Raw genomic sequence first — 15,632 nt, forward strand, 5'->3', positions numbered from 1 at the left:
AAGGGCCGGATGCGCCCGTAATTCATATCGTTCGGGGAAAGTGACGCATGAGCTGGTTCGATTTTGACTGGGTAGACGCTTTCAGCGACCGGGCATTTGGCGGAAACGGGTGTGCCGTGGTCCACGGTGGTGCTGTGCTGTCGCAGGAAGTGTGCATGGCCTATGTCTGCGAAACCTCGCTTGTGGAATGCACCTTCACCGGCCCTTCGGAAGTCGCTGATGTGCATGTGCGTTACTTCCTGGCCAGCCGCGAAATCCCATTTGCCGGGCATCCCACCATCGCCACCGTAGCAGCCATGCGGTCGCGCGGGTTGTTCGAAGGTAACAGCCTGACGCTGGAAACCGGGGCAGGGATCGTATCGGTCCGCCTGAGCGGCGATGAAATTGAGATGACGCAGGTTGCCCCCCAATTTGGCCAGCACGTGCCGGCGGAACTTGTTGCCGCCGCGATCGGCCTGCCTGAAAGCGCCATCATCTCCCCGCCCCAGTTCGTGTCGACCGGATTGCCGTTCTGCATCACCGTGCTAGGCGATCATGATGCCCTGCGCGCCGCAAAACTGTCCGAAGAGCCTCTGCGCAAGGTGGCCGAGAAGGCAGGTTTTTCGGGCTCAGATATGGCCGAACCCTTCCTGGTGACGCTGAAGGGTGCAACGTCTGTCGGTGACACATTCTCGCGCCTGCTGCTGGCGCCACCCAGCCCGCCAGAGGATCCGTTCACCGGCTCGGCCACGGGCGCCATGGCGGCTTACCTGTGGAAATACGGCCTGATGCCGAAGGACACCTTTGTGGCAGAGCAGGGGCACGACATGGGCCGCCCCGGACAGGCAACCGTCACGCGAGTCGGCCCCCCGGACGCGATGACCGGGATCAGGGTTGCCGGTCGCGGCCATGTCCTGATGCGTGGTCAGGTCGACCTGCCAGAGACTTTGCAATGACCCGTCCCGCGATTGCCGTTTTGCCATATGGCCACCGTCTTGGGCCGAAACTGGGGGCAGTTCCCCTGTCCGATCTCATCTGGCCCGAGGGCTGCCCGGAGCGCCTGATCGGCAAGACCATCGGCGATCTCGAGCGCACCGATCACCTGATCATGTACCCCAACTCTACCGTACATCTGCGGCTGCGTCGGGGCACACGCGCGCGCATTTCGTTGATGATGGGGGAACCTTCGGCCATTCACGCCAAGCACGACCGGATGCTGCGTTGGACCCATCGCCGTTTTTTCCGGGTGTTCACCTTTCACGACATCCTTCTGCAGACCATCCCAAACGCCGTGTTCCTGCCCTACGGCGATACGCAGGTGTCGGACTGGCAGGATCTGAAAATTGAAAAAAACCGCTCCTGTTCCCTCATCGCGTCGGCCAAACGAGATCAGGTTGGGCATGAATTGCGGCACGAACTGATTGACTGGGTCCGGGAAAGTGGCGCGGATGTCGATGTAATGGGCCGGGGTTACAAACCGTTTGAAAACAAGTCCGATGGTCTGGCCCCATACCGGTACTCGGTGGTTATCGAGAACGTCCGGGAACGGAACTACTTCTCGGAAAAGCTGATCGATGCGATCCTGTGTTCGACCGTGCCGATCTACTGGGGATGCCCGAATATCGACGACTTTATGGACACTTCGGGCATGATCCTGTGCGAATCCAAGGCTGAAATTCAGCAGGCGATTGCGGATGCATCGCCAGAGGATTTCACCGCCCGTCTGCCGCATGTGCAGGCCACTCAGGCCAAAGCCGCCGAATTTGGCGCCTTCGAGCGCCGCGCAGTCGAGGCGCTTCGCGCGGAACTGAATTCCGGAAGTTGAGAGAAGATAACCCCCGGCATAGACCGGGGGCTTCCGTGTTCAGGTTCTGAAACCGGCTCAGGTCGCGGCAATCAGGCCCATGCTTTCCAGTTTCAGCAGTACCTGGTGGGCGCAGTTGTCGACCTCGACATTTTCGGTTTCGACGCGCAGTTCCGGGTTCTGCGGTACATCGTAAGGGTCCGAGATGCCGGTGAATTCCTTGATCTTGCCTTCCCGCGCCAGCTTGTACAGGCCCTTTCGGTCGCGGCGCTCGCATTCCTCAATCGTGGTGGCCACGTGAACCTCGCAGAACGCGCCGAACTGTTCGATCTCTTCGCGAACCGCGCGGCGGGTTGTGGCATAAGGCGCGATCGGCGCGCAGATGGCGATGCCACCGTTCTTGGTGATTTCAGACGCCACATAGCCGATGCGGCGGATGTTCAGATCCCGGTGTTCCTTCGAGAAGCCCAGTTCCGATGACAGGTTCTTACGCACAATGTCACCGTCCAGCAAAGTCACAGGGCGGCCGCCCATTTCCATCAGCTTGACCATAAGCGCGTTGGCGATGGTGGATTTGCCCGAGCCCGAGAAACCGGTGAAGAACACCGTAAAGCCCTGCTGGCTGCGCGGCGGCTTGGTCTTGCGCAGTTCTGCAACGACTTCGGGGAAGCTGAACCATTCGGGGATTTCCAGACCTTCGGCCAGACGGCGGCGCAGTTCGGTGCCCGAGATGTTCAGGATCGTGACCTTGTCCTTGTCCAGGATCTCGTCATTCGGCTCGTACTGAGCACGCTCCTGCACATAGACCATGTGTTTGAAGTCGACCATCTCGACGCCGATTTCGTCCTGAAACTGGCGGAACAGATCCTGCGCGTCGTAGGGGCCATAGAAATCCTCGCCCTGGCTGTTCTTGCCGGGGCCGGCATGGTCGCGGCCCACGATGAAATGGGTGCAGCCGTGGTTGGCGCGGATCAGGCCGTGCCAGACCGCCTCGCGCGGGCCGGCCATGCGCATCGCCAGGTTCAGCAGCGACATCGATGTGGTGGATGCGGGATACTTGTCCAGTACCGCCTCATAGCAGCGCACGCGGGTAAAGTGATCGACATCACCCGGCTTGGTCATGCCGACAACCGGATGGATCAGCAGGTTGGCCTGCGCCTCCTTGGCGGCGCGGAAGGTCAGTTCCTGATGCGCTCGGTGCAGCGGGTTACGGGTCTGGAACGCCACGATGCGGCGCCAGCCCAGCTTGCGGAAATAGGCGCGCAGCTCGTTCGGGGTGTCGCGGCGGGCGCGGAAATCGTAGTGGACCGGTTGCTGAATGCCGACCACGGGGCCGCCCAGATATACCTTGCCGGCCACGTTGTGCAGATAGTTCACGGCCGGGTGCGCGTCGTCGTCCGCGCCAAAGACTTTCTCGGCCTCACGCGCCTTGTCCGGCGTCCAGCGGTCGGTCACGGTCATGGTGCCCAGAATGACGCCTTCCTGGTCGCGCAGGGCAATGTCCTGACCCAGTTCGATATTCTCGGCAAAATCTTCGCTGACATCCAGCGTAATCGGCATCGGCCACAGGGTGCCGTCAGCCAGGCGCATGTTTTCCACGACGTTGTCGTAGTCGGCCTCGGACAGGAAACCCTTGAGCGGGTTGAACCCGCCATTCATCAGCAGCTCCAGATCGCAGATCTGGCGCGGGCTCAGGTCCCAGCTTGTCAGATCGGCGGCTTCGACCTTCAGTTTCTGGGCCGAGTCATAGGATACGTACAGTTCAGGGATCGGTGCCAGATTGCTTAACATCGTCATCAGAATACTCTTATTACAGTGTGGTGTTGCCTGTCGTCGCGGCGCATGTGCCCCGATGCAGGCCCGGAGTCCATATACCTTCATGAAACAAAGGACGATATGCGTCGAATTCTCCCGGATTGGAAGGATTTTCCATGTTTGGAATGCAATTGCGATCGAGGTTCTTCAAATTGGCAACAATTCCGCCGCTTTCAGCGAATGTGTTCCTATGCAGCGACGCTCAGCTCAAGTTCCGATGCACGTTTGACGGTCAGGGCCGGCACCGGGTGGCTCACACCGCGCAGCTCGAAAAAGTGGATGTCTGAAACGCTGTAATCAAACTCCGCAGCCTGCAAAAGCGTCTCGGACACCAGCAGTTCCGCACCCAGTGCCTTGGTTTCGGCTTCCAACCGGCTGGCCACGTTCACGGCATCCCCGATAATGGTGCGCGAAGCCGAACCGGCAGCGCCGATCTCGCCCAGTACCAGATCGCCCAGATGCAACCCCATGCCGATCCGAACACCCGGTGCGCCTTCGCCCTCAAGCTGACGGTTGAACTGCTGCAGCGCCTGGCTGATCTCGGCTGCCGCCTTCAGCCCGGCCCGGGCCGAGCTTGCGGTATCCGGCGTTTCAAACACGGCCAGCAGCCCGTCGCCCATGTACTTGTCGACAACACCGCCCTGGGCAGTGATGGGCGGCACGATCGCGTCAAAGAACCGGTTCAGAAGGAACACGATGTCATACGGCAATTGGCCGGTCGTGCGCGCGGTGAACCCCCGCATGTCCAGAAACAGCACGGCAAGCTGGCGTTCTTTTCCCTGACTGGCATGCGCGCGCCCGCGGCGGCCTTCAGGGCGGAACATGCGGAACACGGTTGCGGATTCGGTCGGGCGAATCTGACAGGCCAGGCGTGCGCCCTGCGGGGCGTTCACCGCGCTCAGACTGCGTGCCTCGACTGCACTGGGGGACGGAAGATCGTCCGCGCCTTTCTCGACAATTACACGGCAGGTGGTGCAACGCCCCTTGCCGCCGCACAATGCAGTGTGCGGGATGCCGTTGGCCTGAGAAATCTCAAGCAGGGTCATGCCTTTCTCTGCCACTACCTCGGGGCCGTCCACATACCGGACACGCACCGAATGCCTGCGCCGCCACATCTTGCGCCCGTAATAGATCAGCAGCGTCGCCCCAAGGGCCACCCAAAACACCAGTAGCGAGGTATTTTTGACACCGAACATGGTCTGAAAAGCTTCGGGGGAGGGCCAGTTGTAGTGCTCGATATACTGCTCGCGCAGGTCATCATCGGCGAAATCCAACCACAGCCGCCGTCCCTCTGTGAGCAGCCCCGCAAGCGCAAAGGTTGGGATGAAAACGGCCAATCCAATCAGATAAGGCACGGCCCGAGACCACCAACGGGTCAGGCGTAGCCACATATGCAGGCCGATGCAGCCATGTATCCAGACCAACAACAGCAACAGGCTTTGCATCCAGATCGCGATGCTGGGCCACATCAGGATGATGATATAGCCCATCTCGTCATTCACATCGAAAATCTCGTGCGCATACCGTGTATGAACAATGTGAGAGATCAGCTGCAGCGGGATCAGCAACCCCAGAACAACCTGCAATCCTGTGCTGAACGGCATGCGCAGGGTTCTGCGCTGGGCAATGGAATAAAGTGCCAGACCGGCATGGGTGAACAGCGCCGCATACAGAAGGATTGCCCCGGCATCGTGCCGGGTGACAGCCTGACGCCCATCCTGCATGCCATGCAGGTAGTCTGTGTGAAACAGGCCCAGGCCAATGTTGATGAAATGAAAGAAGGCAAAGGTAAACAGGACAAGGCCGCTGCCGATCCGAAGACGGGTAGCCCATCCGCCGCGCCACAGAACGTTACTCAAAGATGCCACCCATATCCGGCCTTTCGTGCCCCCAAAGTCTGATACGGGGTAGGGCGGCGGTCAAGACGGCCATCGGGCGAAGGACTGAATTCACCGTGCGGCGCTGGTGAATTCAGCCAATTGCTTATTCCTGTTCGGCCAGGAAACGCTCGGCGTCCAGGGCAGCCATGCAGCCCATACCGGCGCTGGTGACGGCCTGGCGATAGATATGGTCCGTCAGGTCACCCGCAGCGAAAACACCGGGAACCGAGGTTTCACTGGACCCCGGCTTGGTCACGACATAGCCACCCATATGGGTTTCCAGCGTTTCCTTGACCAGTTCGTTGGCCGGAGCGTGGCCGATGGCCACGAACACGCCCTTGCATGGAATTTCTGTGATCTCGCCAGTTTTCACGTTCTTCACGCGCACGCCTTCCACGCCCAGCGGAGCATCGGTTCCGATCACCTCGTCCAGTTCATGGAACCACAGCGCCTCGATCTTTTCGTTTTTGAACAGGCGATCCTGCAGGATCTTTTCTGCCCGCAATTCATTCCGGCGGTGAATCAGCGTGACCTTGCTGGCAAAATTGGTCAGGAACAGCGCCTCTTCGACGGCGGTATTGCCGCCACCGATCACCACGATTTCCTGTCCACGATAGAAGAACCCGTCGCAGGTGGCGCAGGCAGACACGCCAAAGCCCTTGAACTTGTCTTCCGAGGGCAGGCCAAGCCATTTGGCGCGGGCGCCAGTGGCAAGAATGACCGCGTCTGCCGTATAAACCGTGCCGCTGTCACCCTTCGCGGTGAACGGGCGCTTACTGATATCCAGATCGCTGATGATGTCTCCGATGATCTCGCAGCCCATCGCCGCTGCGTGTTCCTGCATCTTGATCATCAGGTCGGGGCCCTGCACCTCGGTAAAACCGGGGTAGTTCTCGACATCGGTTGTGGTGGTCAGCTGGCCGCCGGGCTCAATCCCCTGTACCAGGATCGGCTCCAGCATTGCGCGGCTCGCATAAACGCCTGCCGTGTATCCGGCCGGTCCCGACCCGATGATCAGAACCTTGGTGTGTTTTGTGTCGGCCATGGTACCCCCAACTCGATCTGCCTGATGTGGGCGCTCGGCCCGTTGAGGATGGATATAGCGACCGCTTGATCGGGCTTAAAGCCCTTTCCTGACGGTTCCTGTACGGCAGGCGGGGCAGGCGTTGTCGATGAAATTTGCATTACAAATAAACAATATTGCGCGGCGGTGAAATAATATTGCGCATTAGCCGGGCGCTGATATAACAACTGAAAATTCAGGAGCATTCCATGGTCGCTACACGGCTGGATGAGATTGACCGCAAAATTCTGGCGGAATTGCAGGCAGACGGTCGCATGACCAATGTAGAACTGGCCAAACGCGTGGGAATATCAGCCCCACCGTGTCTGCGCCGGGTGCGCACGCTCGAGGAATCAGGCCTGATCCACGGCTACCACGCCGACGTCAACGCCCGCGAACTTGGGTTCGAAGTGCAGGTCTTTGCCATGGTCGGCCTCGAAAGCCAGGCCGAATCCGAACTCAGCGCGTTCGAAAATCGGTGCCGGGAATGGCCACTGGTCCGCGAATGCCACATGCTGAACGGCGAAGTCGATTTCATCCTGAAATGCGTTGCGCCAGATCTCAGCAGCTTTCAGCAGTTTCTGACAGGCGACTTGCTGACCACGCCGAACGTGGCCAGCGTCAAGACGTCGCTTGTCATCCGCGGCGCAAAAGACGAGCCCGGCGTGCCCTTCGACGTTCTGGAAGAACGAATGAACCGGACGGCGTAACCCCCGCGCGTTTTGGATGTGCCGTAACCGGCGGCAGCATTGCGGCGACCGCCAAAGATAAGATCCAACTGAGTATTAGCTGCATTATGCCCCCACTATGCAGTAATCGTTAACATTTCACGCTGATATCGCGTCCACCTCTCCATCTCCGGCGCGCGGCATCAGCAGCGGGCCAAAATCGTTGAGCGACTCGATATGAGCAAACAGGTTCAAATAGATCGACCGCAAAGAGTGGCTGATCATCCGAACAGCATTAACACCTGGATGATAAGACTCAAAAGATAACCCATCAACACTTATCACCGAATGCCGTTTGAGGCAGATATGAAACAGTTCGACCGGAGTGGGCGGCAATGTTTCGATAACGCCCATTCCGTCCTGGAACTCCCGAACCGGTGCCAGAATCGGCGCGCCGCCATGCAGGTGGCGCAAATGGGCCGGGCAGCCCAGCAGCCGGGCCGCTGGTCCGGCGATGACACCGGACATCGGTTTCTGCATTCCGAACGTGTCGGCCATGATCCGGGTCAATGGCCGCGTCCGGCCGCGAGAATCTTCGCGTCCTGGAATCAGCGTGACGGATCCTTTCCACAGCACGGTTTCCGAGGTGCCATCCTGTGTCAGGACCGTATCCCCCGGCATCAGATCTTCGATTGCAATCGGTCCGTGTTCGGTATCGACCAGCGAACCGCGCGTGAAGGCGCAGAACGCATCCTCGAACATGGGCAGCGCCGGTGCGATATGGCGGGTTTGCGAAACTTCACCGTTTTTCAGCAACGTGCTCACCTCGTAGCGCCGCAGCTGCGCCTTTGCCTTTACTGGCGGTTGTTGGGCTTCGCGCAGCATCGCCGACGTTTCGACGGCATTTCTGGCGGCGCGTGCCAATGAATTTGGAATAGTCATATTTATTCCGTCCCCTCTAAATACCGGTCATGCAGGCCGAACCCTAGGGCAGACCCACCAGATCGGTGTTGTTCTTTGTCTTGAATGAAACGAGAGACCACAGGACGGCAGTCGGAATTCCCGCGCGTCGCGACGCAATATCGCATAACTTTGGTCAACACATTGACCCCCCAGACAAACTCACACAAACGCAAACTGAAATTGTTCACGCACACACGCCCCGTATCAGCGCCACGCAGTATGGTCGTGGCAGCTCGTGCATCGGGCCGGAGCACCCTCCCGTTGCACGTATTAGCCCTTGGAACCGGCAGCATGGTTCCGCGGGCCTTCATGATCAGCGCCGCGCCGTCAGACGGCGTGCAACTCTGACAGATCTGCTGGAAACTCGCTTCCATGGCATGTCAGGGTTTTGATCCCTGATCGCCGCGAAAACAGCGCATAGAAAACGTGATCTCGTCTTCATAACTTTGTCCTGCTCAATTATTGGGGCTTAGGCCCGTTTTCCCTTGTGTGAACCATTTGTGACGCTGATTTGCGGCACCGATAAGGCTGATCCGGGATCAATTGAGGACAAATTGAAGGTAAGCGGCTCCCTTTTGTTAACATTGCCGCGCCAATCAAAGGTCAAAACGTATAACTGTTTGACAGCGGACAATAATTTCCGTTCGATTCTGATTAGAATAAACACCACAAATGTGGCGGAAAAGCGGCAAAATTGCCTTAATCTTGCCTAAAACTACAATCTGATCGCGGAGATCAGGCGCCCGTAGTCCGCCTCTTTGGCGTGTGTCGACCGGCGGTAGGAATAGAACCTTTCGGGGTCGGAATAGGTGCAATGCCGTGTCCATTCCGCCTGCCCGATACCCGCCGCCCGCAGCCGGTGCAGGCCAAAGGCGGGCAGATCGAAATGAAGCCGATCGCCTTGCCCATTTGCGAAAAACCGCATGTTATCGGGCGAGTCCGCGGCAAAGTCATCCAAAAACTCCGGCCCGACCTCATATGCGCGTTGCGAGATCGTGGGGCCGATCACCGCAATGGTGTCTTCGCGGCGCGCGCCCAGGGCCACCATGGCCTCCAACGTGGCTTCCAGCACACCATCCAGGGCACCGCGCCACCCGGCATGTGCGGCCCCGATCACATTTGCGTTTGGATCAGCAAACAGCACTGGCTGGCAGTCGGCCGTCAGGATCGTCAGGGCCAGCCCGGGCGTTGCGGTCACAACCGCGTCCGCCTTTGGCTTCTCTCCGGTAATCGGGGCATCGACCGTCAGGACGGTCGGGGAATGCACCTGATGCACACCGATCAGCGCGTCGGGGGCAACTGCCATCGCATCGGCCACCCGGCTGCGGTTCACGGTTACAACGTCGGTCTGGTCAGACGACCCGTACCCGCAGTTCAGCCCCGAGAAGATTCCGGATGACGCCCCGCCGCGGCGGCTGAAAAACCCATGTCGGACAGGGGACAGAAGATCAGATGTCAGAATCTCGAGCGTCATGGTTCCAGTCCCGGTGGTGGAGAAGCGTTTGCCGGATAGAGGCCCAGCACTTTGAACAGGTTTCCCATTTCCTCGGGATGCGTCAACCGGCGATGTGCCGAGACCAGCGAATCCAGTGCCGGACCGGTTAACGATTGAGCTAGTCTTTGCGCGCGTGCCGTTATCCCCAGCCGCTCAAGGAAAACGCCCTGTGGGGTCAGGCGCGTGTGGGCACAGCCCGCTGTCCGGCTGGCCGCTGCAAGGGGTTCGAAATCAACATGGGCCGTCAGGTCGGCCTGGCCCGGATCCGTCAGCACGTCTGACCGCTGATGCCCGCGCAGTGCCTGCAACGTGTCGCCCAGCGATCGCCAGTCGCCGTAATCCACGATCAGGCCAACTCCTCCATACGCCGCTATGCGACCGGCAGTTTCGGTGAGATAAGGCGCCGCAGCTGCGCAAAGCTCGACCAAATCGCCATCCATTGTATCCTCAAGCCGGTCTTGCAGGGCAATTTGCGACCCCAATGGCCCCAGACCAAAATGCAGCGCACCCTGATCCGCGCCGATCAGACGCTCGCGCCAACCCTCGCCGTCACGCAGGAATTGCCGGATGGGCAGGGCATCAAAGAACTCATTAGCTACAAGATAAGTGGGAAGGCTTGGCAATTCATCGATCGCGTCGATCCAAACGGGTGCGTAGTCCTTCAGAGTCTCCGCCTGCATGGCGCGCAGTGTGGGTGATGCCTCCAGCAACAGCACCCGCGCCGCGTCATGAAAGCCGGGAACCTCCCGCGTCGCGCGCAGGATATCGGCCATCAGGGTTCCGCGACCGGGACCGAGTTCAACCAATGCAATCCGCGACGGACTTCCCTGATCCAGCCAGCTTTGCGCCAGGCACAAGCCGAGCATTTCTCCGAACATCTGGCTTATTTCGGGTGCGGTAATGAAATCGCCCTGCACGCCCAGCGGGTCGCGGGTTGTGTAGTATCCCAAATCAGGATGCAGCAGGCATTCGCTCATGTAATCGGCAATGGTCATCGGGCCGTCCTGCCCGATCCGTGCCAGCAGGTGATCGGTCAGGGTCATTGCGCCGCCCGGGCACGCAGGGCAAACCAAAGACCAAGAGCGATCATCGGCAAAGACAACAACTGTCCCATCGTCAGCCCATAGCCGTCCACATGCCACGCAAGACCCAACGGGTTGCCGGGAGAAACAAACTGCGCATCCGGCTGGCGGAAGAACTCGACGATAAAGCGGGATGCGCCGTATCCGGTCAGAAACACGCCCGTAATCAGGCCGGGTTTGCGGAACGCCCCGCGCCGATAGGCCAGCCACAGCAAAAGCGCGCCAAGCAGGATGCCTTCAAGTGCAGCCTCATACAATTGTGAAGGGTGGCGCGCGCACATGCCCGTCACAACGCCGGGGCAGTCCTGCGCGGCCATGCCTGGAAAGATCACAGCCCATGGCGCATCGCTTGGCCGCCCCCAGAGTTCCGCATTGATGAAATTGGCCAGTCGCCCAAGCAACAATCCCGGCGGTACGGTGTGGGCGATCAGATCGGCCAGAGACAGCGCCGGTATATTATGCCGCCTTGCATAAAGATATGCGGCGACAACCACGCCCAGCAATCCGCCGTGAAAGGCCATGCCGCCTTGCCAGACTTTCAGGATATCCAGCGGATGCGACAGGTAGTATCCGGGCTGATAAAACAGCACGAACCCCAGCCGTCCGCCCAGAATGACGCCAAGGATGATCCACGTGACCAGATCCTCCAGCTGTTCCTTGCGCAGAGGCGGCACCTCGCCGGGCCACAGGGCAGGGCGACGCAATGCGGACAGCGCCATCCGCCACGCGATCAGAATGCCGGCGATGTAAGCCAGTGCGTACCATCGCAGCGCGAACTCCATCCCGAACAGCGAGATCGAGAACAATTCGGGCGACAGATCGGGAAATTTCAGAACAGCCTGCATGTGCGTCTCATTGCCCGGGCTTTGCAGGGCAAGTCAACCTTGAGTCCGGCTCATTCTTTACCCATATAGGGACCAACCGCGAAACCGGAGTTAGAGACATGCAAACCCGCAACAAAATCCTGGACGACGTATCCCAGCTGATGACCAACGCGATGGGCGTGGCACAGGGCGCGCGGGAAGAGGCCGAAAACGCGATGAAGTCGATGATCGACCGCTGGCTGGCCGACCGTGATTTCGTCACCCGCGAAGAATTTGATGCCGTCCGTGCCATGGCCCAGAAAGCGCGCGAAGAAAATGCGGCGCTCGAAGCGCGAATTGCAGCGCTTGAGGCGAAACTGGACAAGTAACGTTCCATTCGCGCCGCGTTGACCAAGTTTTCAGGACAAAATTTTCTGCCGCGCAATCCGAATTAACGGGTTGTGCGATGCGGTGTATTTTGACGCGTCGCAGAATTTAATCAAGAAAAAGCTGGGCAAAGTGCCAATATTTTGGATGCCGTTGCAGGCTGTCCACAACTTATTGCTGTTATCCCCAAGAATGGGGGTTGTCAGAATATCAACCACATCGCACCATATTTAGTACAGGCCCAAGGGGGAAGCCCGGCTTGTAGAGCAGGCAACTAGCAATGGGGCGCTGCCAGCCCCGAAATGCTAGAGAAGGAGCGAGGTGGCATTATGGCCCTTTCCGAACAGTTTCTAGAAGAAGACCTTCATCCGATTGATATTGTTGAACATCTGGCCGAACACCACGACTGGGACTTTGACCGCATCGGCGATGACCAGATTGCCATGGCCGTCGAAGGCCAGTGGCGGACCTATTCGATCACGCTGGCCTGGTCCAACTATGACGAAACACTGCGGATGGTCTGTTCGTTTGAAATGGAACCGCCGGCCGAACGGGAAATGCAGCTTTACGAGCTGCTCAACAAGATGAACGATCAGTGCTGGGCTGGGGCCTTTACCTACTGGGCCAACCAGAAACTGATGGTCTACCGCTATGGTCTGGTGCTGGCGGGCGGCCAGATGGCCAGCGCCGAGCAGATCGATACGATGATCAACGCCGCCGTTCTCAGCGCCGAGCGGTATTACCCGGCGATACAACTGGTCACATGGGGCAACCGTACCCCGGAAGAGGCCATTCAGGTCGCCATTGCAGAGGCCTACGGCCGCGCGTAAAGCTTTGCCCTGAATCGTTACGTTACGAGAGGGGCAATCATGGATATGTCACGCGTCGCCGATCAGGGGCTTGTGCTTTTGGGATGTGGCAAGATGGGGTCCGCCATGCTCGCCGGATGGCTTGAGCATGGTCTTCTCGCATCTTCGGTCTGGGTTATCGACCCTTACCCTTCCGACTGGCTCAAGGCGCAGGGCGTGAACATCAACACACCGTTGCCCGAAGCGCCCGCCGTGGTGCTTGTTGCCGTCAAACCGCAGATGATGGGCGACGCGCTGCCCGCGATCAAGGCGCTGGGCGGTGGCACCAGCCTGTTCATCTCTGTTGCAGCCGGAACTTCGCTGGCCACGTTCGAGGACGTTCTGGGGCAGGGTACCCCGATCATCCGCGCCATGCCAAACACGCCCGCCGCGATCCGCCAGGGCATTACCGCGCTGATCGGCAACGCCAACGCCACAGACGCCGATGCGGATCTGGCCGAATCCCTGCTCTCGGCCATCGGACAGACGGTCCGGCTGGAGAATGAGGACCAGATGGATGCCGTAACCGGCCTCAGCGGTTCGGGTCCAGCTTATGTTTTTCACCTGATCGAAGCGCTCGCCAAGGCGGGCGAGGCGCATGGCCTGCCGCACGAACTGGCGATGAAGCTGGCCAAATCCACCGTGGCTGGGGCCGGTGCGCTGGCCATGGCAGCCGAGGAAGACCCCGCACAACTGCGCATCAATGTCACCTCGCCCAACGGGACAACGCAGGCCGCGCTTGAGGTTCTGATGCACGAGGAAACCGGGTTCCCGGATCTTCTGCACCGCGCCGTCGGCGCTGCAACCAACCGGTCAAGGGAGCTGTCGCGTGAGTGAAATTTCCTTCGACGATTTTCTCAAGGTCGATATCCGCGTGGGTCAGGTGGTGCGCGCGGAACCATATCCCGAGGCCCGCAAACCCGCGATCAAGATGTGGATCGACTTCGGCGACGAGATCGGCGAGCGCAAAACCTCGGCTCAGGTCACGGCCCATTACGACCCGGCGGGGCTAGTCGGCAAACAGGTGATGGCCGTGATCAACTTTCCGCCGCGTCAGATTGGACGTTTCATGTCCGAAGTTCTGTTGCTGGGGCTGCCGGACGAAAACGGCGAAATCGTTCTTATCGGCCCTGACGGCAAGGTCCCGCTGGGCGGGCGGATGCACTGATGAAGCTCTGGATCACCCGACCGATGACACCCGCCGTCGAAGCCCGCGCCCGTGCCGAGTTCGACGTCCAGATCAGGTCTGAAACCACGCCGCTTGACCACGCTGAAATGCATCGTGCCTTGACCGAGTTCGATCTGGTGGTTCCGACGTTGGGCGATCAGTTCTCGGCGCAGATCATCGGTGAGGTGCCCGCACCGCGATGCAAGCTGCTGGCCAATTTCGGCGTGGGTTACAACCATATCGACGTGGATGCGGCACGGTCGGCAGGTATCGCCGTTACCAACACGCCTGGCGCTGTCACGGACGCCACCGCTGACATCGCCATGACCCTTCTGCTGTCCACTGCTCGCCGTGCGGGCGAGGGTGAGCGGCTGGTCCGTTCGGCTGGCTGGCGGGGGTGGCACCCGACCCAGATGCTGGGCCACCACGTGACCGGCAAGCGGGTCGGCATCGTGGGCATGGGCCGTATCGGGCAGGCCATCGCACGGCGCTGTCATTTCGGGTTCGGTATGCAGGTTGCCTATCAGTCCCGCAGCCCAAAGGACGTCGATTTTCCCGCGGACTACATCCCCAAACTGACCGACCTTGCTGCGTCTGTCGATTTCCTGTTGCTTGCCGTCCCCGGCGGCGCGCAAACGAGGCATCTGGTCAACACGCAGGTTCTTGAGGCGATGAAGCCGTCCGGCCTGCTGATCAATATCGCGCGGGGCGAGGTCGTGGACGAGGCGGCCCTGATCGCGGCCCTGCAAGACGGCCGAATCGCGGGCGCGGGTCTGGACGTATACGAATTCGAACCGATCGTCCCTCAGGCCCTTCGTGATATGGAAAACGTGACATTGTTGCCGCATCTGGGCACGGCCACCGAAGAGGTGCGTACCGATATGGGGCAGATGGCGCTGGACAATGTCGCGGCCTTTGTTGCGGGGCGTCCGTTGCTCAACCCGGTTTAGACGCCCACCGCCTGGCGCCAGTGTTTGCGGCACAGCGAAACATAGGTTTCGTTGCCGCCGATCTGCACCTGTGCGCCTTCGGTGATGGCCTGGCCGTTTTCGTCCTGCCGGATCACCATGGTCGCCTTACGTCCGCATCTGCAGATGGTGCGCACCTCGCGCATCTCGTCGGCCAGCGCCAGCAGGGCGGCCGAGCCCGGGAACAGCTTTCCCAGAAAATCGACCCGCAACCCATATGCCAGCACGGGAACATCCAGATCGTCCACCGCGCGGGCCAGTTGCCATACCTGATCCTCGGTCAGAAACTGCGCCTCATCGACGAAGACGCAGGCGATTTTGCCTTTGTTCCGGCGATCTTGGATCATCTGAAAAACGTCGTCTTCCGTTGCGAACACATCCGCTTCGGCGGATATGCCGATGCGAGAGGCGATGCGACCGACGCCGGCCCGTCCGTCCAGCGCGGCGGTCATCAGATAGGTATCCATGCCCCGCTCGCGATAGTTGTGCGACGCCTGCAGCAACACGGTCGATTTGCCCGCGTTCATGGTGGAATAGTTGAAATACAGTTTTGCCATGGGCCGGGTCTAAATCGGGTGAACCAAGTGGGCAAGTCATCAATGGCATTGAGGAAGCGACGTCGCCGTTGCGGTTGCATGGGCCGAGCAGATGCTCTCTGGGGATGGAACCCGCGCGCCCACAACAACGACGCCGTCGGCCAACATATGGC

16 protein-coding genes are annotated in these 15,632 nt (G+C 59.8%); 8 read left to right on the forward strand and 8 right to left on the reverse strand.

Annotated features, from left to right (window positions below; translation table 11 throughout):
• Nucleotides 1–47 precede the first annotated feature (47 nt).
• Complete coding sequence (locus tag ACR0CG_RS09285; protein ID WP_480524315.1) at nt 48–935, forward strand: PhzF family phenazine biosynthesis protein; 888 nt, start codon at nt 48–50, stop codon at nt 933–935.
• Nucleotides 932–1,804, forward strand: a complete 873-nt coding sequence (locus tag ACR0CG_RS09290; RefSeq protein WP_480524317.1) for a glycosyltransferase family 10 domain-containing protein — start codon at nt 932–934, stop codon at nt 1,802–1,804. Before ACR0CG_RS09285 ends, ACR0CG_RS09290 begins: the two co-directional genes overlap by 4 nt.
• Nucleotides 1,805–1,861: 57 nt before the next feature.
• Here the strand turns inward: ACR0CG_RS09290 and ACR0CG_RS09295 are convergent, their stop codons facing one another.
• The 3 genes from ACR0CG_RS09295 to trxB all read right to left on the reverse strand — a co-directional run bounded on the left by ACR0CG_RS09295 (nt 1,862) and on the right by trxB (nt 6,523).
• Nucleotides 1,862–3,580, reverse strand: coding sequence for a bifunctional sulfate adenylyltransferase/adenylylsulfate kinase (locus tag ACR0CG_RS09295; protein WP_170807918.1), 1,719 nt, complete (start codon nt 3,578–3,580; stop codon nt 1,862–1,864).
• Nucleotides 3,581–3,786: 206 nt separating this feature from the next.
• Nucleotides 3,787–5,457, reverse strand: coding sequence for an adenylate/guanylate cyclase domain-containing protein (locus ACR0CG_RS09300; protein ID WP_480524319.1), 1,671 nt, complete (start codon nt 5,455–5,457; stop codon nt 3,787–3,789).
• A gap of 124 nt (nt 5,458–5,581) precedes the next feature.
• A complete protein-coding gene (gene trxB / locus ACR0CG_RS09305; protein ID WP_480524321.1) occupies nt 5,582–6,523 on the reverse strand; it encodes a thioredoxin-disulfide reductase in 942 nt (313 codons plus the stop codon).
• Nucleotides 6,524–6,750: 227 nt separating this feature from the next.
• Here trxB and ACR0CG_RS09310 point away from each other — a divergent pair, with 227 nt between their 5' ends.
• Nucleotides 6,751–7,251: an Lrp/AsnC family transcriptional regulator gene (locus tag ACR0CG_RS09310; protein ID WP_170619551.1), complete on the forward strand. Its 501-nt coding sequence runs from the start codon at nt 6,751–6,753 to the stop codon at nt 7,249–7,251.
• A gap of 117 nt (nt 7,252–7,368) precedes the next feature.
• Here the strand turns inward: ACR0CG_RS09310 and ACR0CG_RS09315 are convergent, their stop codons facing one another.
• From ACR0CG_RS09315 to lgt, 4 genes are all read right to left on the reverse strand, one after another.
• The gene (locus tag ACR0CG_RS09315; protein ID WP_480524323.1) at nt 7,369–8,151 is read right to left on the reverse strand and encodes a Hint domain-containing protein; all 783 of its coding nucleotides are present in this window, start codon (nt 8,149–8,151) and stop codon (nt 7,369–7,371) included.
• 736 nt (nt 8,152–8,887) lie between these two features.
• Nucleotides 8,888–9,646, reverse strand: a complete 759-nt coding sequence (pgeF, locus tag ACR0CG_RS09320; protein WP_170807922.1) for a peptidoglycan editing factor PgeF — start codon at nt 9,644–9,646, stop codon at nt 8,888–8,890.
• Nucleotides 9,643–10,710, reverse strand: coding sequence for a class I SAM-dependent methyltransferase (locus ACR0CG_RS09325; RefSeq protein ID WP_480524326.1), 1,068 nt, complete (start codon nt 10,708–10,710; stop codon nt 9,643–9,645). Before ACR0CG_RS09325 ends, pgeF begins: the two co-directional genes overlap by 4 nt.
• Nucleotides 10,707–11,594: a prolipoprotein diacylglyceryl transferase gene (gene lgt / locus ACR0CG_RS09330; RefSeq protein WP_480524328.1), complete on the reverse strand. Its 888-nt coding sequence runs from the start codon at nt 11,592–11,594 to the stop codon at nt 10,707–10,709. The genes ACR0CG_RS09325 and lgt overlap by 4 nt, the downstream gene beginning before the upstream one ends.
• Before the next feature lie 98 nt (nt 11,595–11,692).
• Between lgt and ACR0CG_RS09335 the strand changes: the two genes are divergently transcribed.
• The 5 genes from ACR0CG_RS09335 to ACR0CG_RS09355 all read left to right on the forward strand — a co-directional run bounded on the left by ACR0CG_RS09335 (nt 11,693) and on the right by ACR0CG_RS09355 (nt 14,905).
• Nucleotides 11,693–11,941, forward strand: coding sequence for an accessory factor UbiK family protein (locus ACR0CG_RS09335; protein ID WP_050604795.1), 249 nt, complete (start codon nt 11,693–11,695; stop codon nt 11,939–11,941).
• A 327-nt stretch (nt 11,942–12,268) separates the two neighbouring features.
• Complete coding sequence (locus ACR0CG_RS09340; protein ID WP_170614734.1) at nt 12,269–12,769, forward strand: type III secretion system chaperone family protein; 501 nt, start codon at nt 12,269–12,271, stop codon at nt 12,767–12,769.
• Nucleotides 12,770–12,808: 39 nt separating this feature from the next.
• The gene (gene proC / locus ACR0CG_RS09345; protein ID WP_480524330.1) at nt 12,809–13,624 is read left to right on the forward strand and encodes a pyrroline-5-carboxylate reductase; all 816 of its coding nucleotides are present in this window, start codon (nt 12,809–12,811) and stop codon (nt 13,622–13,624) included.
• Complete coding sequence (locus tag ACR0CG_RS09350) at nt 13,617–13,955, forward strand: tRNA-binding protein (protein ID WP_480524331.1); 339 nt, start codon at nt 13,617–13,619, stop codon at nt 13,953–13,955. The genes proC and ACR0CG_RS09350 overlap by 8 nt, the downstream gene beginning before the upstream one ends.
• Complete coding sequence (locus tag ACR0CG_RS09355; RefSeq protein WP_480524333.1) at nt 13,955–14,905, forward strand: 2-hydroxyacid dehydrogenase; 951 nt, start codon at nt 13,955–13,957, stop codon at nt 14,903–14,905. Before ACR0CG_RS09350 ends, ACR0CG_RS09355 begins: the two co-directional genes overlap by 1 nt.
• On the opposite strand, the gene ACR0CG_RS09360 is transcribed toward ACR0CG_RS09355, so the two are convergent.
• Nucleotides 14,902–15,480 (reverse strand): thymidine kinase, encoded by a 579-nt coding sequence (locus ACR0CG_RS09360; protein ID WP_170680897.1) that lies wholly within the window; start codon nt 15,478–15,480, stop codon nt 14,902–14,904. The two genes, ACR0CG_RS09355 and ACR0CG_RS09360, sit on opposite strands and share 4 nt — an antisense overlap.
• Between the last annotated feature and the right edge of the window lie 152 nt (nt 15,481–15,632).

This window comes from Ruegeria sp. AB8, from assembly GCF_056542605.1.